This is a genomic window from Geodermatophilus amargosae, from assembly GCF_041028265.1.
Lineage (GTDB): Bacteria > Actinomycetota > Actinomycetes > Mycobacteriales > Geodermatophilaceae > Geodermatophilus > Geodermatophilus amargosae_A.
This window is the reverse complement of sequence record NZ_JABGCW010000005.1, coordinates 263,344-287,825: the sequence shown is the minus strand read 5'-3', so window position 1 is coordinate 287,825 and position 24,482 is coordinate 263,344. Positions and strand designations below refer to the sequence as shown.

At 72.9% G+C, this 24,482-nt stretch carries 17 protein-coding genes and 1 tRNA gene; 9 read left to right on the top strand and 9 right to left on the bottom strand.

The annotated features are described in order from the left end of the window. Window positions 1-38: 38 nt before the first annotated feature. Window positions 39-308 carry a hypothetical protein gene (locus HLV61_RS08995; protein WP_369254455.1) on the top strand — a complete coding sequence of 90 codons (270 nt, stop codon included), beginning with the start codon at window positions 39-41 and terminating at the stop codon, window positions 306-308. A gap of 173 nt (window positions 309-481) precedes the next feature. Here HLV61_RS08995 and rpsA read toward each other — a convergent pair whose 3' ends face one another. After that, window positions 482-1,948, bottom strand: coding sequence for a 30S ribosomal protein S1 (gene rpsA, locus HLV61_RS08990; RefSeq protein ID WP_369254453.1), 1,467 nt, complete (start codon window positions 1,946-1,948; stop codon window positions 482-484). 213 nt (window positions 1,949-2,161) lie between these two features. Here rpsA and HLV61_RS08985 point away from each other — a divergent pair, with 213 nt between their 5' ends. Next, window positions 2,162-3,001, top strand: coding sequence for a class I SAM-dependent methyltransferase (locus HLV61_RS08985; RefSeq protein WP_369254451.1), 840 nt, complete (start codon window positions 2,162-2,164; stop codon window positions 2,999-3,001). Window positions 3,002-3,035: 34 nt separating this feature from the next. Here HLV61_RS08985 and polA read toward each other — a convergent pair whose 3' ends face one another. Next, window positions 3,036-5,774 (bottom strand): DNA polymerase I, encoded by a 2,739-nt coding sequence (gene polA, locus HLV61_RS08980; RefSeq protein ID WP_369254449.1) that lies wholly within the window; start codon window positions 5,772-5,774, stop codon window positions 3,036-3,038. An 81-nt stretch (window positions 5,775-5,855) separates the two neighbouring features. Between polA and HLV61_RS08975 the strand changes: the two genes are divergently transcribed. Continuing rightward, a complete protein-coding gene (locus HLV61_RS08975; RefSeq protein ID WP_369254447.1) occupies window positions 5,856-6,260 on the top strand; it encodes a PaaI family thioesterase in 405 nt (134 codons plus the stop codon). A 7-nt stretch (window positions 6,261-6,267) separates the two neighbouring features. Here HLV61_RS08975 and HLV61_RS08970 read toward each other — a convergent pair whose 3' ends face one another. Further along, the gene (locus tag HLV61_RS08970) at window positions 6,268-6,897 is read right to left on the bottom strand and encodes a GNAT family N-acetyltransferase (protein ID WP_369254445.1); all 630 of its coding nucleotides are present in this window, start codon (window positions 6,895-6,897) and stop codon (window positions 6,268-6,270) included. Window positions 6,898-7,185: 288 nt separating this feature from the next. Between HLV61_RS08970 and HLV61_RS08965 the strand changes: the two genes are divergently transcribed. From HLV61_RS08965 to HLV61_RS08950, 4 genes are read left to right on the top strand one after another with little or no spacing between them, the layout of a single operon-like run. After that, window positions 7,186-8,439, top strand: a complete 1,254-nt coding sequence (locus HLV61_RS08965) for a branched-chain amino acid ABC transporter permease (protein ID WP_369254443.1) — start codon at window positions 7,186-7,188, stop codon at window positions 8,437-8,439. Between the two features lie 3 nt (window positions 8,440-8,442). Continuing rightward, window positions 8,443-9,441, top strand: a complete 999-nt coding sequence (locus HLV61_RS08960; protein WP_163477933.1) for a branched-chain amino acid ABC transporter permease — start codon at window positions 8,443-8,445, stop codon at window positions 9,439-9,441. Beyond that, a complete protein-coding gene (locus HLV61_RS08955; RefSeq protein WP_369254441.1) occupies window positions 9,431-10,453 on the top strand; it encodes an ABC transporter ATP-binding protein in 1,023 nt (340 codons plus the stop codon). The genes HLV61_RS08960 and HLV61_RS08955 overlap by 11 nt, the downstream gene beginning before the upstream one ends. Then, window positions 10,450-11,307, top strand: coding sequence for an ABC transporter ATP-binding protein (locus tag HLV61_RS08950; protein ID WP_369254439.1), 858 nt, complete (start codon window positions 10,450-10,452; stop codon window positions 11,305-11,307). Before HLV61_RS08955 ends, HLV61_RS08950 begins: the two co-directional genes overlap by 4 nt. A gap of 249 nt (window positions 11,308-11,556) precedes the next feature. On the opposite strand, the gene HLV61_RS08945 is transcribed toward HLV61_RS08950, so the two are convergent. After that, window positions 11,557-12,900 (bottom strand): ABC transporter substrate-binding protein, encoded by a 1,344-nt coding sequence (locus tag HLV61_RS08945; RefSeq protein WP_369254437.1) that lies wholly within the window; start codon window positions 12,898-12,900, stop codon window positions 11,557-11,559. A gap of 161 nt (window positions 12,901-13,061) precedes the next feature. Next, complete coding sequence (locus tag HLV61_RS08940; protein ID WP_369254435.1) at window positions 13,062-13,664, bottom strand: ANTAR domain-containing response regulator; 603 nt, start codon at window positions 13,662-13,664, stop codon at window positions 13,062-13,064. A 78-nt stretch (window positions 13,665-13,742) separates the two neighbouring features. On the opposite strand from HLV61_RS08940, the gene HLV61_RS08935 reads away from it, so the two are divergent. Together HLV61_RS08935 and HLV61_RS08930 are read left to right on the top strand one after the other, a co-directional pair. Then, window positions 13,743-13,816: transfer RNA gene (locus HLV61_RS08935), tRNA-Leu, on the top strand. A gap of 182 nt (window positions 13,817-13,998) precedes the next feature. Continuing rightward, window positions 13,999-15,660, top strand: coding sequence for an aminotransferase class V-fold PLP-dependent enzyme (locus tag HLV61_RS08930; RefSeq protein ID WP_369254433.1), 1,662 nt, complete (start codon window positions 13,999-14,001; stop codon window positions 15,658-15,660). On the opposite strand, the gene HLV61_RS08925 is transcribed toward HLV61_RS08930, so the two are convergent. The 4 genes from HLV61_RS08925 to gltB all read right to left on the bottom strand — a co-directional run bounded on the left by HLV61_RS08925 (window position 15,638) and on the right by gltB (window position 24,148). Then, entirely contained in the window at window positions 15,638-16,513 is an 876-nt protein-coding gene (locus HLV61_RS08925; RefSeq protein WP_369254431.1) for an acyl-CoA thioesterase, read from the bottom strand. The genes HLV61_RS08930 and HLV61_RS08925 overlap by 23 nt on opposite strands. Then, window positions 16,510-17,925 (bottom strand): pyruvate kinase, encoded by a 1,416-nt coding sequence (pyk, locus tag HLV61_RS08920; protein WP_369254429.1) that lies wholly within the window; start codon window positions 17,923-17,925, stop codon window positions 16,510-16,512. Before pyk ends, HLV61_RS08925 begins: the two co-directional genes overlap by 4 nt. Before the next feature lie 78 nt (window positions 17,926-18,003). Further along, window positions 18,004-19,491, bottom strand: coding sequence for a glutamate synthase subunit beta (locus tag HLV61_RS08915; RefSeq protein ID WP_369254427.1), 1,488 nt, complete (start codon window positions 19,489-19,491; stop codon window positions 18,004-18,006). After that, the gene (gene gltB, locus HLV61_RS08910; protein WP_369254425.1) at window positions 19,484-24,148 is read right to left on the bottom strand and encodes a glutamate synthase large subunit; all 4,665 of its coding nucleotides are present in this window, start codon (window positions 24,146-24,148) and stop codon (window positions 19,484-19,486) included. Before gltB ends, HLV61_RS08915 begins: the two co-directional genes overlap by 8 nt. Window positions 24,149-24,482 lie beyond the last annotated feature (334 nt).

Genomic DNA, 24,482 nt, shown 5'->3' with positions numbered 1-24,482 from the left:
CATGGAGGGGGACGCAGCCGAGAGAGGCAGGCACTCCGATGTCGCAGTCCCGCACCGCCGTCGCGACGGTCCCCGCCGGTCCCCGTACCCCGGGACGGCACCGGGCGGAGCGCGCCGGCGGCATCCGGGTGGCCGACCTGCCTGCCGTCCGGGAGCGTCTCGCGGTGCAGCCGGCCACGCCGTCGCGCCGCACCACCTTCCTGCGCTGGCTGCTCGACGCCGCACCGGCCGGCCGGCACACCTGGCAGGCGCTCGCCGCCGCCGGTGGCCGCCCGCGCTCGGCGTTCGCGATCATCCTCAGCCTCTGAGGAACGGCCCCCTGCCGGGGCCGCCACAGACCGGGTGCCCGCCCGGACGGGGACGGCGGGCGGGCACCCCTCCTCCTGCGCCTCCCGGCGAGGTGCGTGCACGACGGAGGCCCAGGACCTCGCGGGTCCTGGGCCTCCGTCGTCGATCGGACCGTCAGCCGACGGTCAGCGGGTCACTCCCCGCCGGCGAGCTTGGCCCGCAGCGCGGCGAGCGCCTCGTCGCTGGCCAGCGTGCCACCCGTGGCGGCCTCGGGGCCGGGCTCGGCACCGCCGGAGGTGTAGTTGCCCCCGGCAGCAGCCTCGGCGTCGGCCTCGCGGGCCGCGGCGATCTGCTTGCGGTGCGCCTCGAACCGGGCCTGGGCCTCGGCGTACTGCCGCTCCCAGGTCTCGCGGGCCTCGTCGTAGCCCTCGAGCCACTCACCCGTCTCGGGGTCGAAGCCCTCCGGGTAGATGTAGTTGCCCTGGTCGTCGTAGGACGCGGACATGCCGTAGGCGGCGGGGTCGAACTGCTCCTCGTCGCCGACGACGCCCTCGTTGGCCTGCTTGAGCGACAGCGAGATGCGGCGCCGGTCGAGGTCGATGTCGATGACCTTGACGAGGATCTCGTCGCCGACCTGCACGACCTGCTCCGGGATCTCCACGTGGCGCTCGGCCAGCTCGGAGATGTGGACCAGGCCCTCGATGCCCTCGTCGACCCGGACGAACGCACCGAAGGGCACCAGCTTGGTGACCTTGCCCGGCACGACCTGGCCGATCTGGTGGGTGCGGGCGAACTGGCGCCACGGGTCCTCCTGCGTCGCCTTCAGCGACAGGGAGACCCGCTCGCGGTCGAGGTCGACGTCGAGGACCTCGACGGTGACCTCCTGGCCCACCTCGACGACCTCGGACGGGTGGTCGATGTGCTTCCAGGACAGCTCGGAGACGTGCACGAGGCCGTCCACGCCGCCCAGGTCGACGAACGCGCCGAAGTTGACGATCGAGGAGACGACGCCGGTGCGCACCTGGCCGCGGGCGAGCTTGTTGAGGAACTCGCTGCGGACCTCGGACTGCGTCTGCTCCAGCCACTGCCGGCGGGAGAGGACGACGTTGTTGCGGTTCTTGTCGAGCTCGATGATCTTCGCCTCGAGCTCGCGGCCCACGTAGGGCTGCAGGTCGCGGACGCGGCGCATCTCGACCAGCGAGGCGGGGAGGAACCCGCGCAGGCCGATGTCGAGGATCAGGCCGCCCTTGACGACCTCGATGACGGTGCCGGTGACGACCTCGTCCGCTTCCTTCTTGGCCTCGATCGTGCCCCAGGCGCGCTCGTACTGGGCGCGCTTCTTGGACAGGATCAGGCGGCCTTCCTTGTCCTCCTTCTGGAGGACGAGGGCTTCCACCTCGTCGCCGACCTTGACGACCTCGTTGGGGTCGACGTCGTGCTTGATGGACAGCTCACGCGAGGGGATGACGCCCTCGGTCTTGTAGCCGATGTCCAGCAGCACCTCGTCCCGGTCGACCTTGACGATGACGCCTTCGACGATGTCGCCGTCGTTGAAGTACTTGATCGTCTGGTCGATCGCGGCGAGGAAGTCCTCGGCGGTGCCGATGTCGTTCACCGCGACCTGGGGGGTGCTGTCGGGACGGACCTGGGTGGAGGTCATGTGGTCGAGTGCTCCGGACGGGGGGTGCGTAGGGACGGGGTACCGCGGCCGGGTGACCGCGGGAGCGGGGAGAGCCGGCGCGGGCCGATCCCTGGTGGGGACAGCACTGACAGACCTCTGGCGCATCCCCATGGTACGGACGCGTGCGCACCCGGGTCCACCTGGGTGGGCGACCTCTGCCGGCCCCCGGCGGCGTGTCACGCTGGGCGTGTCATGGTCCCGCCGCCCGAGCTCCCCCTCGGCTCCGACGGCTACCCGGCCGCCGGGGGTGTCGAGCGCCGGCCGGCGGGGTCCGCGGAGTCGGTCCGCGCGAACCGCGGCTGGTGGGACGCCGCCGCGCCGGCCTACCTCGCCGAGCACGGCGGGGACCTGGGCGAGGTCGACTTCCTGTGGTGCCCCGAGGGTCTGCGCGAGGCCGACGCCTCCCTGCTCGGCGACGTCGCCGGGCGCCGGGTGCTCGAGGTCGGCTGCGGATCGGCGCCGTGCGCGCGGTGGCTGCGGCGGGCCGGGGCCGACGTCGTCGCGCTGGACCTGTCGGCCGGGATGCTCGCCCGCGCCGCGGAGCTGAACCGGTCCACCGGGGTCGCCGTGCCGCTGCTGCAGGCCGACGCCGGCGCACTGCCGCTGGCCGACGCGTCCGTCGACGTCGTCTGCTCGGCCTTCGGCGGGCTGCCGTTCGTGGCCGACGTCGAGGGGGCGCTGGCCGAGGTGGCGCGGGTGCTGCGCCCGGGCGGGCGGGTCGCCGCGTCGGTCAACCACCCGTTCCGCTGGCCGCTGCCGGACTCCCCCGACCCCGACGACCTGCGGGTGGTCTCGTCCTACTTCGACCGGCGGCCGTACGTGGAGACCGACGGCGGGGGGCGGACGGTCTACGTCGAGCACCACCGCACGGTCGGCGACTGGGTGCGCGCCGTCGTCGGCGCGGGCCTGGTCCTCGACGACCTGGTCGAGCCGGAGTGGACGCCGGGCCGCACCCAGGAGTGGGGCCAGTGGTCGCCGGCCCGCGGCGCCCTGGTCCCCGGCACGATGATCCTGGTCGCACACCGACCCTGACCCTCCACCGCAGGTGGAGGGTCGGGGTCCTCCGTCAGTGGGCCGCGGCGTCCCAGCTGGCGCCGAGGCCGACCGAGACCTCGAGCGGCACCGACAGCGAGGCGGCGCCGGCCATCTCGCGGCGGACGACGGTCTCCAGCGCCTCCCGCTCCCCCGGCGCCACCTCGAGCACGAGCTCGTCGTGCACCTGCAGCAGCATCCGTGAGCGCAGCCCCGCGGCCTCGATGGCCCGCTGGACACCCAGCATGGCGACCTTGATGACGTCGGCCGCGGAGCCCTGGATCGGGGCGTTGAGCGCCATCCGCTCGGCCATCTGCCGCCGCTGCCCGTTGTCGCTGGTGAGGTCGGGCAGGTAGCGGCGGCGGCCCAGCGTCGTCTCGGTGTAGCCGGTCTGGCGGGCGTCGTCGACGACGCCGTCGAGGTACTCGCGGATCCCGCCGAAGCGCTCGAAGTAGGCGTGCATCTGCTCGCGCGCCTCCTCGGTGGAGATGCGCAGCTGCGCGGCCAGGCCGTAGGCGGACAGGCCGTAGGCCAGGCCGTAGCTCATCGCCTTGATCCGGCGCCGCATCTCCGGGTCCACCTGCTCGATGGGGATGTCGTAGGCCCGCGAGGCGACGAAGGAGTGCAGGTCCTCACCGGAGGTGAACGCCTCGATGAGGCCGGCGTCCTCGGACAGGTGCGCCATGATCCGCATCTCGATCTGGCTGTAGTCGGCCGTCATCAGCGACTCGAAGCCCGGCCCCACGACGAACGCCCGCCGGATGCGGCGGCCCTCGGCGGTGCGGATCGGGATGTTCTGCAGGTTCGGGTCGATCGAGGACAGCCGGCCGGTGGCGGCGATCGTCTGCTGGAAGGTCGTGTGGATGCGCCCGGCGTCGTCGACCATGGGGATCAGCCCGTCGATGACCGTGCGCAGCCGGGTGACGTCGCGGTGGCGCAGCAGGTGCTCCAGGAACGGGTGCCCGGTCGAGGCCAGCAGGCCGGTCAGCGCCTCGGCGTCGGTGGTGTACCCGCTCTTGATCTTCTTGGTCTTGGGCAGGCCGAGCTCGTCGAACAGGACCGCCTGCAGCTGCTTGGGCGATCCGAGGTTGATCTCCTTGCCGATCACGGCGTAGGCCTCGGCGGCCGCGGCGGCCACGCCCTCGGCGAACTCGCGCTGCAGCTCGTGCAGCAGGTCGGTGTCGACGGCGATGCCGGTCCGCTCCATGCCGGCGAGCACGCGCGTCAGCGGCAGCTCGATCTCGCCGAGCAGGTGGTCGCCGCCGCGCTGGCCGAGCACCTGCTCGAGGGCGTCGGAGAGGTCGTTGACCGCGACGGCCTTGAGGACGTCGGCGTGGGCGGCCTCGGCCGCCAGGTCGGCCTCGCTCGGCCCCAGCCCGTCGAGGGTCATCTGGCTCTCGGGCTCGGCGGTGTCCCTGAGCTCGCGCTTGAGGTAGCGCACCGAGAGGTCGCCGAGGTCGAAGGAGCGCTGCCCCGGCGTCGCCAGGTAGGCGGCCAGCGCGGTGTCGCTGACCAGTCCCTGCAGGTCCCAGCCGCGCGCCCAGACCGCCAGCAGCGGGCCCTTGACGTCGTGGGCGACCTTCCCGGCGCCCGGGTCGGCGAGCCAGGCGGCCAGCGCCTGCTCGTCGGCGACGTCGAGGTCGGGGCCGAGGTCGACGAAGACGGAGTGGTCGTCGGCGGCGGCCAGCGCCAACCCGGTCAGCTCGCCGGTGCCCCGCCCCCACGTCCCGCGGAGGACCACGCCGGTCCGCCCGGTGCGGGCGTGCGCGTCGAGCCAGGCCGAGAGCCCGCCGGCGGGGACGTCGTCGGCGGTGACGTCGAAGCCGCCCTCGACCTCGGGCTCGGCGCTGGTCAGCGTGGCGAACAGCCGGTCGCGCAGCACGCGGAACTGCAGGTTGTCGAAGAGCGTGTGCACCTCGTTGCGGTCCCACGCGCGGACCGCGAGGTCCTGGGGGCCCAGCTCCAGCGCCACGGACCGGTCGAGCTCGGTGAGCCGCCGGTTCTGCAGCACCGAGGACAGGTGCTCGCGCAGCTTCTCCCCCACCTTGCCCTTGACCGTGTCCACGCGGTCGACGAGCTCGTCGAGGGAGCCGTACTCGCGGACCCACTTGGCGGCGGTCTTCTCCCCCACGCTCGGGATGCTCGGCAGGTTGTCGCTCGGGTCCCCCCGCAGCGCGGCGAAGTCGGGGTACTGCCGCGGCGTGAGGCCGTACTTGGCCTCGACCTCCTCCGGCGTGAACCGGGTCAGGTCGGACACGCCCTTGCGCGGGTAGAGCACGGTCACGTGCTCGTTGACCAGCTGCAGCGCGTCGCGGTCGCCGGTGCAGATCAGCACGTCCATGTCCTGCTCGACGGCCTGGACGGTGAGCGTGGCGATGACGTCGTCGGCCTCGAAGCCCGGCGCGGTGATCACCGGGACGTGCAGGGCGGCGAGCACCTCCTGGATGAGGCTGACCTGCCCGCGGAAGTCGGTGGGGCTCTCGCTGCGGTTGGCCTTGTACGCGGCGTAGATCTCGCTGCGGAAGGTCTGCCGGCCGACGTCGAAGGCCACCGCGAGGTGGGTGGGCTGCTCGTCGCGCAGCACGTTGATCAGCATCGACGTGAAGCCGTAGACGGCGTTCGTCGGCTGGCTCGTGGTGGTGGAGAAGTTCTCCACCGGCAGCGCGAAGAAGGCCCGGTAGGCCAGGGAGTGCCCGTCGAGCAACAGCAGCCGTGGCCGCGTCCCCGGGCTCGTGGGGGCGGCGGACTCTGTGGTGGTGACCGGAGCGGACATCGCCGCCGATCTTAGGTGCGCCCGACGACGGCCCGAGGGTCCGGCGGGGACGTCGTCCTGGCGCTGACTACCGTGCCGGGCGTGACCACCGCTCCCCCGGACTGGCTGCCCCCGAGCGCGAGCAGCCCGCTCGACGACAAGCTCGGCATCACGATCGTCGACTACGACCCGGCCCGGATGGTGGCGACGATGCCGGTGGAGGGCAACCAGCAGCCCTTCGGCCTCCTGCACGGCGGCGCGACGTGCTCGCTGGTCGAGACGATCGGCTCCTGGGCGGCGATGCTCAACGCCGGGCCGGGCAGGAAGGCCGTGGGCGTGGAGCTCAACGCCAGCTACCTGCGCGCGGCCACGAAGGGCACGGTGACCGCCGTCTGCACGCCGGCGCGCACCGGCCGCACGCTGTCGACGTTCCTCATCGAGGTCACCGACGACCGGGGCCGGACCACGGCCACCGCGCGGCTGACCTGCGCGATCCTCCCGGCCTGAGCCTCCCCTAGACCTCCGCGGCCACGGGCAGCACCCGCGGCACCGGGCGGCGCCGCGCGAGCGGCCGGCGGGGAACCGGGACCCCGCCGCGCTGCCAGGCGGCCAGCGACCGGGCCAGCGTCTCGCGCGGCACGATCCGGCGGGTGGTGAGCGGCGCGAACCCCATCCGCGCGAAGAAGCGCTGCCGCTCGGCCTCGTGCCCGCCGACCGCCGCGACGACGTGCTCGGCGCCGACCTCCGCGGCGTACCCGGCGGAGGCCGCGAGCAGCGCGGCGCCGGCTCCGCGGCGGCGGTGCTCGCGGTGCACCACGAGGTTGTCCACGGTGACCTGCGGGACGCCGAGCACCGTCGAGAGCGGGTCCAGCCCCAGGACGGCCAGCCCGACGACGACCTCCCCCGCACCGGACGCCGTCGCCGCGTTCGCCCCGGGCAGGACGGCGAGGACGACCCGGTGCGCCGGGTCGGCCAGCAGCCGGCGGAACCCGGCCGCCGCGGCCGTCCCCGGGACCTGACCGGTGAGGACGCCCTCCGCGTGGGCCTCGGCGCGGTGCTGGCGCACCAGCGCGAGGACGGCGGGCAGGTCGTCGGGCCGCGCCGTGCGCGTGACGACGCGGGACCGCTGGCCGGAACCTGACACGGGACACCCCCCTGGACGGTGCCGCCGAGCGTGCACCCCGCACCCCCGGCCGCCGCGCCGACGCGCCGGTCCTGGGACGGGAGTGATCACGGCGACGGGGACGTCGGCGCGTCGCTCTTAGATCACAGTGCGGCGACGAGGGACCGGGGACGCAACACGCCTGGGTTACCGTCACGCCTCCACTGCCACGACCAGGGAGGTTGTGTGAGGCACCCGTCAGCCACTGCGGGGCGACCCGAGCCGCTCCGGAGCGCGATCCGCCCGGGCCCCGGGACCGCCCTCCGCGGGGTGCTGCTGCGGCTCGTCCTCGTCCTCGTCGCCGCCACCGGCCTGGCCCTGCTCGTCCCCGGCGTCGCGAGTGCCGAGGGGGAGACGATCGTCGGCACGCTGCAGACCGGACGCAGCGGCCCGATCGAGGGCATCGAGGTCACGGTCGCCACCGCCGACGGTGACGAGGTCGAGAGCGTGGAGACCGACGAGGACGGGAAGTTCGCCGTCGAGGTCCCCGGCGCCGGCCAGTACACCGTCAGCATCGACGCCGACTCGCTCCCCGAGGGCGTCGTCATCACCGGCGAGGACAGCCGGACGGTCACGGTCGACGTCGGACGGCGCCAGCCGGTGCAGTTCGGCCTCAACGACGGCACCCAGGGCTCGGGCAGCGGCAACATCCAGGCCATCCAGCTGCTGGTCGACGGACTGCGGTTCGGCCTGCTCATCGCGATCTCCGCCGTCGGCCTGTCGCTGATCTTCGGCACCACCGGCCTGACCAACTTCGCCCACGGCGAGCTGGTCACCATCGGCGCCCTGTTCGCCTGGTGGGTCAACACCGGCCTCGGCGTCCCGCTCCTCCCGGCGGCGATCATCGCGATGATCGGTGGCGCGGCCTTCGGCGCGCTGAACGAACTGGGCCTGTGGCGGCCGCTGCGCCGCCGGGGCACCGGGCTGGTGGCCGCGCTCGTCGTCTCGATCGGCCTGTCGCTGCTGCTGCGGTACCTGATCCAGATCCTCTACGGCGGCGGCTCCAACCCCTACCAGGGCCTGGGCACCTCGCGGGCGGTCGACTACGGCCTGTTCCGCCTGACCAACCAGTCGCTGGTCTCGATCGTCATCTCGGTCGTCGTGCTGGTGCTCGTCGCGCTCATGCTGCAGCGCACCAAGATCGGCAAGGCGATGCGGGCGGTGGCGGACAACCGCGACCTGGCCGCGTCGTCGGGCATCAACGTCAACCGGGTCATCCTCGTCGTCTGGATGATGGGCGGCGGCCTCGCGGCCCTCGGCGGCGTCCTGCTGGGGTTGTCCGACCAGGTCCGCTGGGACATGGGCTTCCAGCTGCTGCTGCTCATGTTCGCCGGCGTCACGCTCGGCGGGCTCGGCACGGCCTACGGCGCCCTGGTGGGCAGCGTCATCGTCGGCGTCTTCGTCCAGATGTCGACGCTGGTGATCCCCAACGACGTCAAGTACGTCGGCGGGCTGCTGCTCCTCATCGTCATCCTCGTCATCCGGCCCCAGGGGATCCTGGGCAGCCGCGCACGGATCGGCTGAGCCATGGGCGACCTCCTCAACGCGTTCGCCGTCGCCGGCAAGTCGGCGCTCGGCTTCCAGGCCGTCTTCTTCGCGCTGCTGGCCATCGGCCTCAACGTGCACTTCGGCTACACCGGCCTGCTCAACTTCGGCCAGATCGCCTTCGCCATGCTCGGCGGCTTCGGGATCGCCATCTCGGTGTCCCAGTGGGGCCTGAACTTCTGGGTCGGCGTGCTGGTCGGCATCGTGGCGACCGTCGTCCTCGCCCTGCTGCTCGGTCTGCCGACCCTGCGGCTGCGCGCGGACTACCTGGCCATCGCGACCATCGCCTCGGCGGAGGGGCTACGGCTGCTGTTCCGGTCGGTCTCGGCGAGCGAGGTCACCGGAGGCACGCGCGGCCTCTCGGCGTTCAACGGCGACTTCGTGTCCCTGGCGCCGTGGGACACCGGTCAGCGCTACTCCGTGCTCGGCACCCGCTGGAGCGGCGGCGAGCTCTGGGTGGCGCTGGTGGGCTGGCTGCTCGTCGCGCTGCTGTGCCTGCTCGTGTGGCTGCTGATGCGCAGCCCGTGGGGGCGGGTGCTCAAGGCGATCCGCGAGGACGAGGACGCCGTGCGCGCCCTGGGCAAGAACGTCTACCTCTACAAGATGCAGTCGCTCGTGCTCGGCGGCGTGATCGGCGGCCTCGGTGGCATGGTGTACGTCATCGGTACCGGTGCCGCGAACCCCGACCAGTTCCAGAACGCGAACACCTTCCTGGCCTACGCCGTGCTCATCCTCGGCGGCGCCGCGCGGGTGCTCGGGCCGGTCGTGGGCGCGATCATCCTGCTGTTCGTCATCCAGTTCGCCGACACCGGTCTGCGGGCACTGATCAACAACGGCGTCATCCCGGAGGGACTGCTGTCGGCCACCGACGTCGCACAGATCCGGTTCGTGCTCGTGGGCCTGGGTCTGATGCTGCTGCTGGTCTTCCGTCCGCAGGGCATCTTCGGTGACCGACGAGAGGTGATGCTCGATGCCCGCTGAGGACACCCCGCCCGGCGCGACCGCGGCCTCGCTGCAGAAGGGCGCCGCCGGCACCGGCCGCGCTCCCCAGCGGCTGGCCCAGGCGGCGCTGCGCGACCTCCCGTGGGAGGTCGGCGTCGCCAAGCCCGACCCGGTGGTCGTGGTCGACCACGTCACGCGCACCTTCGGCGGCCTGACCGCCGTGTCGGTCGACCACCTGGAGGTCCAGCGCGGTGGCATCACCGGCCTGATCGGCCCCAACGGCGCCGGCAAGACGACGCTGTTCAACCTGCTCACCGGCTTCGACCAGCCCAACACCGGCACGTGGACCTTCGACGGCCGGTCGCTGGGCAAGCTCGCGCCGCACCAGGTGGCCCGGCTCGGCGTCGTCCGCACCTTCCAGCTGACCAAGGCGCTGTCGCGGCTGACCGTGCTGGAGAACATGCTGCTCGGCGCCCAGGGCCAGCGCGGGGAGAGCTTCCTGCGCGCCCTGGTCCCCGGCACCTGGCGGTCCCAGGAGAAGGCGAACACCGCCAAGGCGATGGACCTGCTGCGGCGGTTCAAGCTCGACGCCAAGAAGGACGAGTTCGCCGGCACCCTGTCGGGCGGCCAGCGCAAGCTGCTCGAGATGGCCCGGGCGCTGATGAGCGACCCGAAGGTCGTCATGCTCGACGAGCCGATGGCCGGGGTGAACCCCGCACTGACGCAGAGCCTGCTCGGCCACGTCAAGGACCTCCGCGAGGAGGGCATGACGGTGATCTTCGTCGAGCACGACATGGACGTCGTCCGGGACATCAGCGACTGGGTGGTCGTCATGGCCGCCGGCCGCGTGATCGCGGAGGGCCCGCCGGAGTCGATCAGCCAGAACCAGGCCGTCGTCGACGCCTACCTCGGCGCGCACCACGACGCGCCGCTCACCGTCGAGGAGGAGGACCGGGTCCTCGCCCAGGCGGAGGCGGCCATCGCGCAGGAGGAGCACGGCGGCGGCGAGGTGCTGGGGACCGACAGCACGACCGGGAGGACCGAGCGTTGAGCGATCCGCTGTTCGAGGTCGACGAGTCCGGCGAGGACGTCACCCGGGCCGACGAGGCCGCGGCCGGGAGCACCGAGCTCTCCCCCGCGGAGAAGGCCGCCACCCGTGAGGAGCACCTCCGCCTCGCGGAGGGCGCCCTGGTGCGCGCCGACGACCTCGTCGCCGGCTACGTGCCCGGCGTGAACATCCTGCGCGGCTGCGACTTCTACCTGCAGGAGGGCGAGCTCGTCGGCATCATCGGCCCGAACGGGGCCGGCAAGTCGACGCTGCTCAAGACCCTCTTCGGGCTGATCCCGGTCCGCTCGGGCCGGGTGTCCCTGCGCGGCGAGGACATCACCTCGGCGCCGGCCCACCGGCTGGTGTCCCTCGGCGTCGGCTACGTCCCGCAGAACAACAACGTGTTCCCCTCGCTGACCATCGAGGAGAACATGCAGATGGGCGTCTACCTGCGGTCGAAGACCTTCAAGGAGCGCTTCGACTACGTCATCGACCTGTTCCCGCTGCTCGGCGAGCGGCGCAAGGGCAAGGCCGGGTCGCTCTCCGGCGGTGAGCGGCAGATGGTCGCCATGGGCCGGGCGCTGATGATGGACCCGTCGGTGCTGCTGCTCGACGAGCCGTCGGCGGGCCTGTCCCCCGCGTACCAGGACGAGGTGTTCATCCGCTGCCGGCGGATCAACGCCACCGGCGTCTCGATCATCATGGTCGAGCAGAACGCGCGGCGGTGCCTGCAGATCTGCGACCGCGGCTACGTCCTCGACCAGGGCCGCAACGCCTACACCGACACCGGCCGGTCGCTCATGACCGACCCCAAGGTCATCGAGCTCTACCTGGGGACCCTCGCCAAGGCCCAGTGAGCTCCCGCACGGCACGACGGAGGCCGGTGTCCCCGCGGGGGCGCCGGCCTCCGTCGTCCGTCCCGGACCGCCCGCCCGGTCGACGTCCCGCGATCTCGCACGTCCACGGCCCGGGGGCCTCCGAGATCGCGCGATCCCGCCACCCTGGGACGCAGGGCTGCGGCACCTGGGCGGTGCGCCCGGTGCCGGGAACGACAGCGGCCCGGCACCCCGGGTGGGGTGCCGGGCCGCTGCCCGGGACGAGGTGGATCAGCGCTGCGGGCCGATGCCGTTCTCGTTGAGCCCCTCGATGATCCGGGAGGACTCGTTGAACCCGATGACGACGATGCCGTCGGGGTTGAGCTCCACCATCTGCTGGACCTCGGCGTCGAAGTTCGCCGCGTTGGGGTCGTAGATGACGTTCACGACCTGGTCCTCGCTCAGACCGCCGGCGAGCAGGTTCTGGCGGGTGTTCTCCGCGAGGCCGTTGCCGTAGGCGTCGTTGCGGGCGAGGATCCCGATGGTGTTGTTGCCGTCCTCGGCGAGCAGGTCGGCCAGGGCGCGGGCCTGCAGGACGTCCGGCGGCGCGGTCCGGAAGAACAGACCGTTGTCGTTGTACGTCGTGAACTGGTCCGACGTGTTGGCCGGGCTGATCTGCATGACGCCGGCCGCGGTGATCCGGTCGATCACGTTGAGGCTGACGGTCGAGGACGCCGCACCGACGATCACGTTGACGCCGGCCTGCAGGAGGCGGTCGACGGTCTGCGTGGCGGTGTCGGTCGTGGCGTCGCCGGAGTCACCCTCCTCGAGGCGGATGTCCTGACCCAGGACACCACCCGCGGCGTTGATCTCCTGCACGGCCAGCTTGGCGCCGGCGACCTCCGGGGGCCCGAGGAAGGCGAGGTCACCGGTCAGCGGCAGCAGGGTGCCGACGACCAGCTGCTCGCCGGTGGTGCCGGGGGGCGCGGGAGCGGGGCCCTCGTCGGTGGTGGCGTTGGCCTCGTCGCCGGCGAGGACGAACTCGGTCTGCGAGTCGTCGATCGCGTTGTCGTCGCCGAACGTCTGGATGCCGAAGCTCGCCGCCGCCGGCTCACCGGCGTCGACGAAGGCCAGCGGGCCGCTGATGCCGTCGTAGTCGGGGTTGCCCCCGGCGTTGACGATGTCGATGCAGGCCTGGAAGGTGTCGCACTTCTCGCCACCGGTGGTGGTGCCGTTGACGTAGGCCTTGAAGACATTGGCGTCGTTCGTGCCGGCCAGCTGCGCCGCCAGCGCCGTGATGACGATGGCGTCGTAGGTCTCGCCGGCGTAGTTGAACGTGTTGCCCAGTTCCGGGTCGACTTGCAGGAGCCGCTCGGTGAAGTCACCGGACAGCTCGGTGAGGGGCAGCGTGCCGCTCATCCCGGCCAGGGCCCCCTCCTCCTCGAAGTCCTCCCCGAGGGTGGACCCCATGTTGCCGTCGGTGCCGTAGATGTTGACCTGCTTCTCGCCGCCGCCCTCGGCGGCCTCGCCGCCCGAGCCGCCACCGCTGTCGTCCCCGCCACCGCTGCAGGCGGAGAGGACGACGAGGGCGGCGGACGTGACGGCGATGCTGCGGGCGTAGGTACGCGTGCGCATCCAGCAACTCCCAGTTGTCGAGCGTCGGTCCGGCGGGCTCCGGGCGTGCCGGGGCCCCGTCAGTCCGCAGAACCTAACCGCTGTGCCGGGGAGTGGAAGTGGGTGCGGAGAGACCGTGACGAGGTCGTGACCTGCTCTGTTACGGGCCTGTCCCGGCTCACTCAGGAGGGTGTGCCCTCCGCCGTCGTCGCGTCCGCGGTCAGGATGCGCTCGGCGAGTGCCCTCATCGACGTGCGCTCGTTCATGGCCGTGCGCTGGATCCACCGGAACGCCTCTGCCTCGGTCATCCCCTGCTCCGCCATGAGCCGGCCCTTGGCCTTCTCCACGACCTTGCGGGCCTCGAGGCGCTCCTCGAGCGTGCGGACCTCGCCGTCGAGCGCGGTCATCTCGGTGAAGCGGGCGCGGGCCACCTCGATGGCCGGCACGAGGTCGTTCTTGGAGAACGGCTTGACCAGGTAGGCCATCGCGCCGGCGTCGCGGGCACGCTCGACCAGCTCGCGCTGGCTGAAGGCGGTCAGCACGATGACCGGGGCGATCCGGTCCGAGGCGATCTGCTCGGCGGCCGCGAGCCCGTCGAGGACCGGCATCTGGATGTCGAGGATGACCAGGTCGGGGGTCAGCTCGCGTGCCCTGTCGACGGCGGTCTGCCCGTCGCCGGCCTCGGCGACGACGACGTACCCCTCCTCCTCGAGCATCTCCTTGAGGTCGAGGCGGATGAGTGCCTCGTCCTCCGCGATGAGGACCCGGGTCGGCTCGCTGCTCACGCGGAGGAGCCTAGCGACGACGGCCGGGAGCGGCTGCCCGGTTACGCTGACCGGGCTGCGACCTCGGTCGCAGCACCTGCCCCCGTACCCCAATCGGCAGAGGGAGCGGATTCAAAACCCGCGCAGTGTGCGTTCGAGTCGCACCGGGGGCACGACGACACTGCGGTCCTCCGGACCGCACCGCGGCCACGTGCCGTCCCCACGGCCGCGGAGCCCGTCCCGGTCCTCGTCGCGGAGGCCTCCGGCCCCACTCCTCGAACCGCCTCGCGGGGCGGCTCTCGTCCCGGCGTCCTCGTCCTGCGGCCCGCCGTCGGGCACCGCATACGGTGTCGGGGTGAGCGAGCCCGTGCCCCACATGACGCCCGAGCAGTTCCGGCAGCACGGTCACGAGGTGGTCGACTGGATCGCCGACTACTGGTCGCGCATCGAGTCCTTCCCCGTCCGCTCGCAGGTCTCCCCCGGCGACGTCCGCGCCGCGCTGCCGCCGTCGGCGCCCGAGCAGGGCGAGCCGTTCTCCGCCGTCCTCGCCGATCTCGACCGGGTCGTGCTGCCGGGCGTCACGCACTGGCAGCACCCGGGCTTCCTCGCCTACTTCCCCGCCAACACCTCCGGCCCGTCGGTGCTCGGTGACCTGCTCTCGGCCGGCCTCGGCGTCCAGGGCATGTCCTGGGTGACCAGCCCGGCGGCCACCGAGCTCGAGCAGCACGTCATGGACTGGCTGGCCGACCTGCTCGGGCTGCCGGCGTCCTTCCGCTCCACCGGCACCGGCGGCGGTGTCGTGCAGGACTCGAGCTCCGGCGCCAACCTGGTCGCGCTGCTGGCGGCCCTGCACCGCGCGAGCGGCGGGGCCACCGTCCGGCACGGCGTGCTGCCCGACGAGTACACGGTCTACGTCTCCTCCGAGACGCACTCGTCGATGGAGAAGGCGGTGCGCATCGCCGGCCTGGGCACCGACGCCGTCCGGATCGTGGAGGTCGACGGCGACCTCGCCATGCGCCCGGCCGCGCTGGCGGCCCGCCTCGAGCGCGACACCGCCCGCGGGTACCGCCCCGTGCTGGTCTGCGCCACGGTCGGCTCCACGTCGACCACGGCGATCGACCCGCTGGCCGAGATCGGGGCGGTCTGCCGGAGGTACGGCGTCTGGCTGCACGTGGACGCCGCCTACGCGGGCGTCAGCGCCGTCGCCCCGGAGCTGCGGGCGCTGCAGGCCGGCGTCGAGGAGGCCGACAGCTACACCACCGACGCGCACAAGTGGCTGCTCACCGGCTTCGACGCCACCCTGTTCTGGGTGGCCGACCGCGCGGCGCTGACCGGGGCGCTGGCGATCCTCCCCGAGTACCTGCGCAACGCCGCCACCGACGCCGGCGCCGTCGTCGACTACCGCGACTGGCAGATCGAGCTGGGCCGTCGCTTCCGGGCGCTCAAGCTGTGGGCGGTCCTGCGCTGGTACGGCGCCGCGGGACTGCGCGCGCACGTCCGATCCGGGGTCGCGCTGGCGCAGGAGCTGGCCGGCTGGGCCGACGCCGACGACCGCTTCGACGTCGCCACGCCGCACCCGCTGTCGCTCGTCTGCCTGAAGCCCCGCTGGCCGGCCGACGTGGACGCCGACGTGGCCACCATGACCCTGCTCGAGCGGCTCGACGACGGCGGCGAGGTGTACCTGACCCACACCACCGTGCGCGGCGCGGTCGTGCTGCGGGTGGCCATCGGCGCGCCCACGACGACGCGGGCGCACGTCGAGCGGGCATGGGCGCTGCTGTGCGAGGGCCACGACTGGCTGGCGGCCGACTTCGCCGAGCAGGCCGCCGAGCGGGCGCGGGCGGAGGCCGAGCGCAAGGAGGCCGAGCGCCGGGCGGCCGAGGAGGAGGCGGCACGCCGCCACGCGCGCGAGCAGGCGGCGGAGCGGGCGGAGTCGGAGCAGGCCGCGGAGCAGGCTCCGGAGCAGGCCCCGGCCGACGACCAGCCGGTGGCGGCTACTCCTCCAGTGACCGGATGAGCCCCTCCTGGGCGACCGTGGCCACGTGCCGGCCGTCGGCGGTCCAGATGCTGCCGAAGCACAGCGCGCGGCCCTCGGAGGCGGCCGGGCTGTCGGTCTCGTAGAGGAACCACTCGTCGGCGCGGACCGGTGCGTGGAACCAGATGGCGTGGTCGAGGCTGGCGCCCACGTAGCGCCCGCCCCAGCCGCCGCCGACCCGGGCCAGGCCCGCCGACAGCAGCGTCAGGTCGCTGACGAAGGTGAGCGCCGCGGCGTGCACGCCGGCGTCGTCGGGCAGCCGGCCGGCCACCCGGAACCACGCGTGCGACTGGGTCCTCGGCGGGGACTTCGGCTCCGGGGCGAAGGGGTCGGCCAGCGGCCGCTGCTCCACCGCCCGGCTGATCTCCAGCGCCGGGGCGGCCAGCTCGCCGTACCCGGCGGCGTGGTCGGCCAGCGTGCGCAGCTCGTCGGGGCCGGGGACCTCCGGCATCGGCTTGGCGTGGGTGACCATGGCCGGCTCGCCGGCGTGGAAGTCCGCCGTCAGCGCGAAGACGGCGACGTCCTCACCGCGGCGCCGCTGGCAGGCGATGACCCGGCGGGTGGAGAAGGACCGGCCGTCGCGGATGCGCTCCACGGTGTAGCGCAGCTCCTCGTGCGGGTCGCCGGGCCGCAGGAAGTACGAGTGCAGGGAGTGCACGCCGCGCCCGCCGGGCACCGTCCGCGCCGCGGCCATCAGCGCCTGCCCGGCGACCTGACCGCCGAAGATGCGCTGCAGCCTGGTCGTGGGCGTCTGCCCCACGAAGACGCCGGCCGAGCGCTCCTCGAGGTCCAGGACGCCCATCAGCGCGGCGGCCTGGGTCTCCCCACCGCTCACGAGTCGGTGCCGACTTCGTGCACCCGGATCAGGTTGGTCGAGCCGACCGTGTTGGGCGGGCTGCCGGCGACGACGACGACGCGGTCGCCGACCCTGAGCCGGCCGATCGACAGCAGCGAGAAGTCCACCTGCTCCACCATGTCGTCGGTGTGCTCCACCGAGGGCACGAGGAAGGTCTCCACGCCCCAGGACAGCGCCAGCAGGCTGCGCACCCGGCCGTCGACGGTGAAGGCCAGCAGCGGCTGGCGGGGGTGCAGCGAGGCCAGCCGGCGCGCGGTCTCGCCGGTCTGGGTGAAGGTGCACAGCGCCTTGACCTCGAGCGCCTCGCCGATGTCCTTGGCCGCGCGCACGATGGCGCCCGAGCGGGAGCGGGAGCGGCGCACGAGGTCGGGGACGTGCACGTCGTCGCTCTCGACGGCGTCGATGATGCGGTCCATCGTGCGCACCGCCGCGATCGGGTAGCGGCCGACGGAGGTCTCGCCGGAGAGCATCACCGCGTCGGCGCCGTCGAGGACGGCGTTGGCCACGTCGGAGGCCTCGGCGCGGGTGGGCCGGGAGTTGGTGATCATCGACTCGAGCATCTGGGTGGCCACGATGACCGGCTTGTTGCGCTCGCGGGCGGCCTGCACGGCGCGCTTCTGCACCAGCGGCACCTGCTCCAGGGGCAACTCGACGCCCAGGTCGCCGCGGGCCACCATGATCCCGTCGAAGGCCTCCACGATGGCGTCGAGGTTGGCCACCGCCTCGGGCTTCTCCAGCTTGGCGATGACCGGGACGACGACGTCCTCCTGCCGCATGATGTCGCGCACCAGCTCGACGTCGGCGGGCGAGCGGACGAACGACAGCGCGACGAAGTCGACCGACAGGTGCAGGGCGAAGCGCAGGTCCTCCTCGTCCTTGTCCGACAGCGCCGGGACGCTGACGGCGACGCCGGGCAGCGACAGGCCCTTGTTGTTGGAGACCTCGCCGCCTTCGACGACCAGGCACCACACGTCCGGGCCGTCGACGGAGACGACCGACAGGGCGAGCTTGCCGTCGTCGACCAGCAGCCGGTCGCCCACGCGGGCGTCGTTGGCCAGGCCCTTGTAGGTGGTCGAGACCCGCTCGGCGGTGCCCGGGACGTCCTCGACGGTGATGCAGACCCGGCTGCCGGTGGCCCAGTGGACCGGGCCGTCGGCGAACGTGCCGAGGCGGATCTTGGGGCCCTGCAGGTCGGCCAGGACGGCGACGGCGTGCCCGGTCTTGTCGGAGGCCTGCCGCACGTTGACGTAGGCCGCCTCGTGGTCGGCGTGCGCCCCGTGGCTGAAGTTGAGCCGGGCGACGTCCATCCCCGACTCGACCAGGGCCGTGATCTGCTCGAGGGAGCTGGTGGCCGGACCGAGGGTGCAGACGATCTTCGCGCGGCGGGACATGGGTCAGACGCTAGTAGAAGGACCTCCCCGGCCTCCCACCACTCAGGAGACCGGAGTGGCGGGAGACGGGAGGCCCGATCAGCGGAGCGCGACCGCCGTCGGGGTGACCGGACGCGGGAGCATCGAGCTGCCGGTCAGGTACGTGTCGACGGCGCCGGCGGCGGCACGGCCCTCGGCGATGGCCCACACGATCAGCGACTGGCCGCGGCCGGCGTCCCCGGCCACGAACACGCCGGGCACGGTGGACATGAACTCGTCGTCGCGCGCGACGTTGCCGCGCCCGTCGACGTCGACGCCGAGCGCCTCGACCAGGCCCTCGCGCTGCACGCCGGTGAAGCCCATCGCCAGCAGCACCAACTGGGCGGGCAGCTCGCGCTCGGTGCCCTCGACCTTCTGGAACCGGCCGTCGACCCGCTCCACCTCGTGGATCACCAGCGCGCGCACGCGGCCGTCGTCGTCGCCGACGAAGCGCTCGGTGTTGACCGAGTACAGCCGCTCGCCGCCCTCCTCGTGCGCCGAGGAGACCCGCATGACCATCGGGTAGGTCGGCCAGGGGTTGCCCTCGGAGCGCTGGTCCGGCGGCGCCGGCATGATCTCCAGCTGCGTCACCGAGCGGGCGCCCTGGCGGTGCGAGGTGCCCAGGCAGTCCGCGCCGGTGTCGCCGCCGCCGACGATGACGACGTCCTTGCCGCGCGCGGTGATCGGCGGGTCGTCCAGCTCGCCGAGCGCCTGCTTGTTGCCGAAGGGCAGGAACTCCATCGCGAAGTGGATGCCGTCGAGCTCGCGCCCGGGGGCGGGCAGGTCGCGGCCGATCGTCGACCCCGCGGCGAGGACGACGGCGTCGTGCTCCCCGCGCAGCTGCTCGGCCGAGACGTCGCCCTCGCCGCTGCCGCCGACCTCGACGCCGGTGACGAAGCGGGTGCCCTCGGCGCGCATCTGGTCCAGCCGCCGGTCCAGCACGGACTTCTCCATCTTGAACTCGGGGATGCCGTAGCGGAGCAGCCCGCCGACCCTGTCGGCCCGCTCGAAGACGGTCACGTCGTGCCCGGCCCGGGTGAGCTGCTGGGCGGCGGCCAGGCCCGCCGGGCCTGACCCGACGACGGCGACCTTCCGGCCGGTGCGCTCGGCCGGCGTCTGCGGCTCCACGTGGCCGTGCTCGAAGGCCTGGTCGATGATCTCCCACTCGATCTGCTTGATCGTGACCGGTGAGTCCTGCAGGTTCAGCACGCAGGCGCCCTCACAGGGCGCCGGGCACAGCTTCCCGGTGAACTCCGGGAAGTTGTTCGTGGCGTGCAGCCGCTCGATCGCGTCGCGCCAGTCGTCCCGGCGGGCGAGGTCGTTCCACTCGGGGATCAGGTTGCCCAGCGGGCACCCGTGGTGGCAGAACGGGATACCGCAGTCCATGCACCGCGCGGCCTGCTGGCGCAGCGCGGCGACCGGGTAGACGGCGTCCTCCCCGTTCTGCCGGGTGAGGTAGACGTCCTTCCAGTCCAGGATCCGGACGTCGACCGGCCGCCGGGGCGGCATGGCCCGCTCGTACTTCAGGAACCCCGTGGAGTCAGCCACGTGCGGCCTCCATCACTGCTCGGTCGACGTCGGTGCCGGCGGCCTCGGCGGCGCGCCGGGCCTCCAGTGCGCGACGGTAGTCGCGCGGCATGATCACGCTGAACTGCTCGGACCAGCGGCCCCAGTCGGCCAGCAGCGCGGTGGCCACCGGCGACTCGGTCTCGGCGGCGTAGCGCACCAGGACCTCGCGCAGCCACTGCGCGGACTCCCCGTCCAGCGACTCGACGTCGACCATCTCGGGGTTGACCCGGTGCCGGGCCAGGTCGAGGACGTAGCCGACGCCGCCGGACATGCCGGCCGCGACGTTGCGCCCGGTGGGCCCGAGGATGACCGCGCGGCCGCCGGTCATGTACTCCAGCGCGTGGTCGCCCACGCCCTCGACGACGGCCAGGGCCCCGGAGTTGCGGACGCAGAAGCGCTCGCCGACCCGCCCGCGCAGGAAGAGCTCCCCGCTGGTGGCGCCGTAGCCGATGACGTTGCCGGCGATGACGTTGTCCTCGGCGGCGAAGGTCGCCTCCCGGGCGGGGCGGACCACGATCCGCCCGCCGGAGAGGCCCTTGCCGACGTAGTCGTTGGCGTCGCCGAGCAGCCGCATGGTGATGCCGCGCGGGACGAACGCACCGAAGGACTGCCCGGCCGACCCGGTGAAGGTCAGGTCGATCGTGCCGTCGGGCAGTCCCTCGCCGCCGAAGCGGCGGGTGACCATCGAGCCCAGCATCGTGCCGACGGTGCGGTTCACGTTGCGCACCGGCAGCTCGAGGCTGACCGGCCGCGCGTCGAGCAGCGCGCCCTCGCACAGCTGGATCAGCGTCTGGTCCAGGGCGACGTCGAGGCCGTGGTCCTGGGTGCGCACCGCGCGGCGCGGGGTGCCCTCGGGCAGCTCGGGCAGCGCGAGCATCTTCGACAGGTCCAGGCCGCGGGCCTTCCAGTGGTCGACCGCCTCCCGGGTGTCGAGCAGCTCGACGTGGCCGATGGCCTCCTCGACCGAGCGGAAGCCCAGCTGCGCCAGGTACTGCCGCACCTGCTCGGCGAGGAACTCGAAGAAGGTGACGACGAACTCCGGGCGGCCGGTGAACCGCTTGCGCAGCTCCGGGTTCTGGGTGGCCACGCCGACCGGGCAGGTGTCGAGGTGGCAGACCCGCATCATGATGCAGCCAGAGACGACCAGCGGAGCGGTGGCGAAGCCGTACTCCTCGGCGCCCAGCAGCATCGCGACGACCACGTCGCGGCCGGTCTTCATCTGGCCGTCGACCTGCACCACGATCCGGTCGCGCAGGCCGTTGGCCAGCAGCGTCTGCTGGGTCTCGGCCAGCCCGAGCTCCCACGGGGACCCGGCGTGCTTCAGCGAGGTCAGCGGCGCGGCACCGGTGCCGCCGTCGTGCCCGGAGATGAGCACCACGTCGGCGTGCGCCTTGCTGACGCCGGCCGCGACCGTCCCGACGCCGACCTCGGCGACCAGCTTGACGTTGACCCGCGCCGCGTCGTTGGCGTTCTTCAGGTCGTGGATCAGCTGCTTGAGGTCCTCGATCGAGTAGATGTCGTGGTGCGGCGGCGGGCTGATCAGGCCGACGCCGGGCGTGGAGTGCCGGGTGCGGGCCACCCACGGGTAGACCTTGCCGCCGGGCAGCTGGCCGCCCTCACCGGGCTTGGCGCCCTGCGCCATCTTGATCTGGATGTCGTCGGCGTTGACCAGGTACTCGCTGGTCACGCCGAAACGGCCGCTGGCCACCTGCTTGATCGCCGAGCGGCGCAGGTCGCCGTTGGGGTCGGCCACGTACCGGTCGGGGTCCTCGCCGCCCTCCCCGGTGTTGGACCGACCGCCGAGCCGGTTCATGGCGATGGCGAGGGTCTCGTGCGCCTCCTGCGAGATGGAGCCGTAGCTCATCGCGCCGGTCTGGAAGCGCTTGACGATCTCGCTGACCGGCTCGACCTCCTCGACCGGCACCGGCGGGCGCTCACCGGTCCGGATCCGGAACAGCCCGCGCAGCGTCGCGGCCTCCTCCGACATCTCGTCCACGGTCGCGGTGTAGCGCTCGAAGACCTCGTACTGCCGCGAGCGGGTGGAGTGCTGGAGGAGGAAGACCGTCTCGGGGTTGAACAGGTGCACCTCGCCCTCGCGGCGCCACTGGTACTCCCCGCCGGTCTCCAGCCGGCGGTGGGCCCGCTCGGTGGGGTTGACCGGGTAGGCGCGCCGGTGCCGCATGGCGACCTCCTCGGCGAGCACGTCCATGCCGACGCCGCCGAGGGGGCAGGAGGTGCCGGTGAAGTACTCGTCGACGACGTCCTGCGACAGGCCGACGGCCTCGAAGATCTGGGCCATCGTGTACGAGCCGACGGTGCTGATGCCCATCTTGCTCATGACCTTGAGGACGCCCTTGCCCAGCGCCTTGACGACGTTGCGCACCGCCTGCGCGGGCTGGACGCCGGTGAGGACGCCGTCGCGGATGAGGTCCTCGATGGACTCGAAGGCGAGGTAGGGGTTGACCGCGGCGGCGCCGTAGCCGAGCAGCAGCGCGACGTGGTGCACCTCGCGGCAGTCGCCGGACTCGACGACCAGGCCGACCTCCATGCGGGTCCGCTCGCGCACCAGGTGGTGGTGGACCGCGGCGGTCATCAGCAGCGACGGGATCGGGGCGCGCTTCTCGTCGCAGTCGCGGTCGGAGAGCACGATGACGCGCGCGCCGGCCGCGATGGCCTTGCTGACCTTGGTCCGCAGGTCCTCGACGGCCTGGACCAGCGCCGCGCCGCCGCCGGTCACGTCGTAGTGGCCGGTGATCCGGACGGCGGCGAAGCCGGGCAGGTCACCGTCGTCGTCGATGTGCAGGATCTTGGCCAGCTCGTCGTTGTCGATGACGGGGTAGGGCAGGTACACCTGCCGGCAGGACGCCGGCGTGGCCGAGAGCAGGTTCTGCTCCGGCCCGAACGTGCGCCCGAGGCTGGTCACCAGCTCCTCGCGGATGGCGTCCAGCGGCGGGTTGGTCACCTGGGCGAACAGCTGCTGGAAGTAGTCGTAGAGCTGCCGCGAGCGGTCCGACAGCGCCGCGATCGGGGTGTCGGTGCCCATCGAGCCGATCGGCTCGGCGCCGCTGGAGGCCATCGGGGTGAGCAGGACGCGCAGGTCCTCCTCGGTGTAGCCGAAGAGCATCTGCCGGCGCACGACCGACTCGTGGCTGGGCCGCGCCCGCCGCCGCGTGGGCAGCGAGGGCAGGTGCACCAGGCCGGCGTGCAGCCAGTCCTCGTAGGGCTGCTGGACGGCCAGCGCGCCCTTGACCTCCTCGTCGGAGACGATCCGCCCGGAGGCGGTGTCGACGAGGAACATGCGGCCGGGCTGCAGCCGGCCCTTGGCGACGACGTCGCCGGCCGGGATGTCGAGGACGCCGGCCTCGCTCGCGAGGACGACGAGGTCGTCCTTCGTGCGCCACCAGCGGCCCGGGCGCAGGCCGTTGCGGTCGAGGACGGCGCCGATGAGCGTGCCGTCGGTGAACGCGACGCAGGCCGGCCCGTCCCAGGGCTCCATGATCGAGGCGTGGAACCGGTAGAAGGCCCGGCGGGCCGGGTCCATCTCGTCGTGGTTCTCCCACGCCTCCGGGATCATCATCAGCACCGCGTGCGGCAGCGAGCGGCCCGACAGGTGCAGCAGCTCGAGCACCTCGTCGAAGGTCGCCGAGTCGCTGAAGTCGCTGGCGGTGACCGGGAAGACCCGCTCCAGGCCGAGCTCGCTGGCCGGGCCGGCGGGGCCGTCGAACAGCTCGGTCTCGAGCTTGGCCTCGCGGGCGCGCATCCGGTTGCGGTTGCCCTTGATCGTGTTGATCTCGCCGTTGTGGGCGATGAACCGGAACGGGTGGGCCAGCGGCCAGCTCGGGAAGGTGTTGGTGGAGAACCGGCTGTGCACCAGCGCGATCGCCGACTCGTAGCGCTCGTCGCGCAGGTCGGGGAAGAACGCGGGCAGCTGGTCGGTGGTCAGCATGCCCTTGTAGGTGATGGTGCGCGAGGACAGCGAGACCACGTAGAGCGAGCTGCCGGCGTCGCGGGCCTCCCGCTCGGCGCGCTTGCGCAGCACGAACGAGCGCCGCTCCAGGCGGGTGACGCCGTTGACCTCGCTCGGGCCGCCGAAGGCCGCCGCGTCGGCGCGGGCGCCCATCGTCTCGGCCACGAACAGCTGGCCGAAGTGCGGCATGACGGCGCGGGCGGTGGGGCCGAGGTCGGCGCCGTCGGGGTCGACCGGCACGTCGCGCCAGCCGAGGACGGTGAGCCCCTCCTCGGCGGCGATCCGCTCGACGTCGGCGTAGCGGGCGGCCCGCTCGTCGGCGTCGACGGGGAGGAAGGCGATGCCGACGGAGTACTCGCCCGCCGGCGGCAGGTCGAAGTCGACGCCGGCGCGCAGCAGCGCGTCGGGAACCTGGGTCAGGATCCCGGCGCCGTCCCCGGAGTTGGGCTCGGAGCCGGCGGCGCCGCGGTGGTCGAGGTTGTGCAGCGCGGTCAGCCCGGCCGCCACGATGGAGCGCGAGCGGCGCCCGCGGGCGTCGGCCACGAAGGCGACACCACAGGCGTCCGAGTCGTTGGCCGGGTCGTAGAGACCGTCGGCCGGCGGAGTGGCCGAGAAGGGGACCGCCGAGCCGGTGGCGGCGCGGCGGGCGGGGGTGGTGGACCCGGACATGATCACTCCCGTCGTCGGCTCACGCGCCGTCCGGGGAGGACGGCGCGGGGCGCGGGGCCCGGCCGGTGGTCAGAGGTGCGGTGCCTCGGCAGGTGCGGGGCACGACGAGCAGCGGAGGACAGCGGTGACCGGCGACCGGCCGGGACACGGTGGCCCGGGCCGGGAGGAGGACCGGCGGCCCCACGGGTGGTGCCGCGGGGTCGTCGTCCCGCGGGGCAGCGCTGGCCCGGTTCCGACGCGTGGACCCACCGGGATCACCGGTGGATCTGACGAGGAGGGTACACAGCCGTCACACCGTGCCCACCCGTGAAAACCGGCCGGTCAGCGTGTCCGG

Excerpts from the sequence above, each read along its gene's own strand:
- HLV61_RS08995 (WP_369254455.1), top strand. The coding sequence starts at position 39 with ATGTCGCAGTCCCGCACCGCCGTCGCGACGGTCCCCGCCGGTCCCCGT.
- rpsA (WP_369254453.1), bottom strand. The coding sequence starts at position 1,948 with ATGACCTCCACCCAGGTCCGTCCCGACAGCACCCCCCAGGTCGCGGTG.
- HLV61_RS08985 (WP_369254451.1), top strand. The coding sequence starts at position 2,162 with ATGGTCCCGCCGCCCGAGCTCCCCCTCGGCTCCGACGGCTACCCGGCC.
- polA (WP_369254449.1), bottom strand. The coding sequence starts at position 5,774 with ATGTCCGCTCCGGTCACCACCACAGAGTCCGCCGCCCCCACGAGCCCG.
- HLV61_RS08960 (WP_163477933.1), top strand. The coding sequence starts at position 8,443 with ATGGGCGACCTCCTCAACGCGTTCGCCGTCGCCGGCAAGTCGGCGCTC.
- HLV61_RS08955 (WP_369254441.1), top strand. The coding sequence starts at position 9,431 with ATGCCCGCTGAGGACACCCCGCCCGGCGCGACCGCGGCCTCGCTGCAG.
- HLV61_RS08945 (WP_369254437.1), bottom strand. The coding sequence starts at position 12,900 with ATGCGCACGCGTACCTACGCCCGCAGCATCGCCGTCACGTCCGCCGCC.
- pyk (WP_369254429.1), bottom strand. The coding sequence starts at position 17,925 with ATGTCCCGCCGCGCGAAGATCGTCTGCACCCTCGGTCCGGCCACCAGC.
- gltB (WP_369254425.1), bottom strand. The coding sequence starts at position 24,148 with ATGTCCGGGTCCACCACCCCCGCCCGCCGCGCCGCCACCGGCTCGGCG.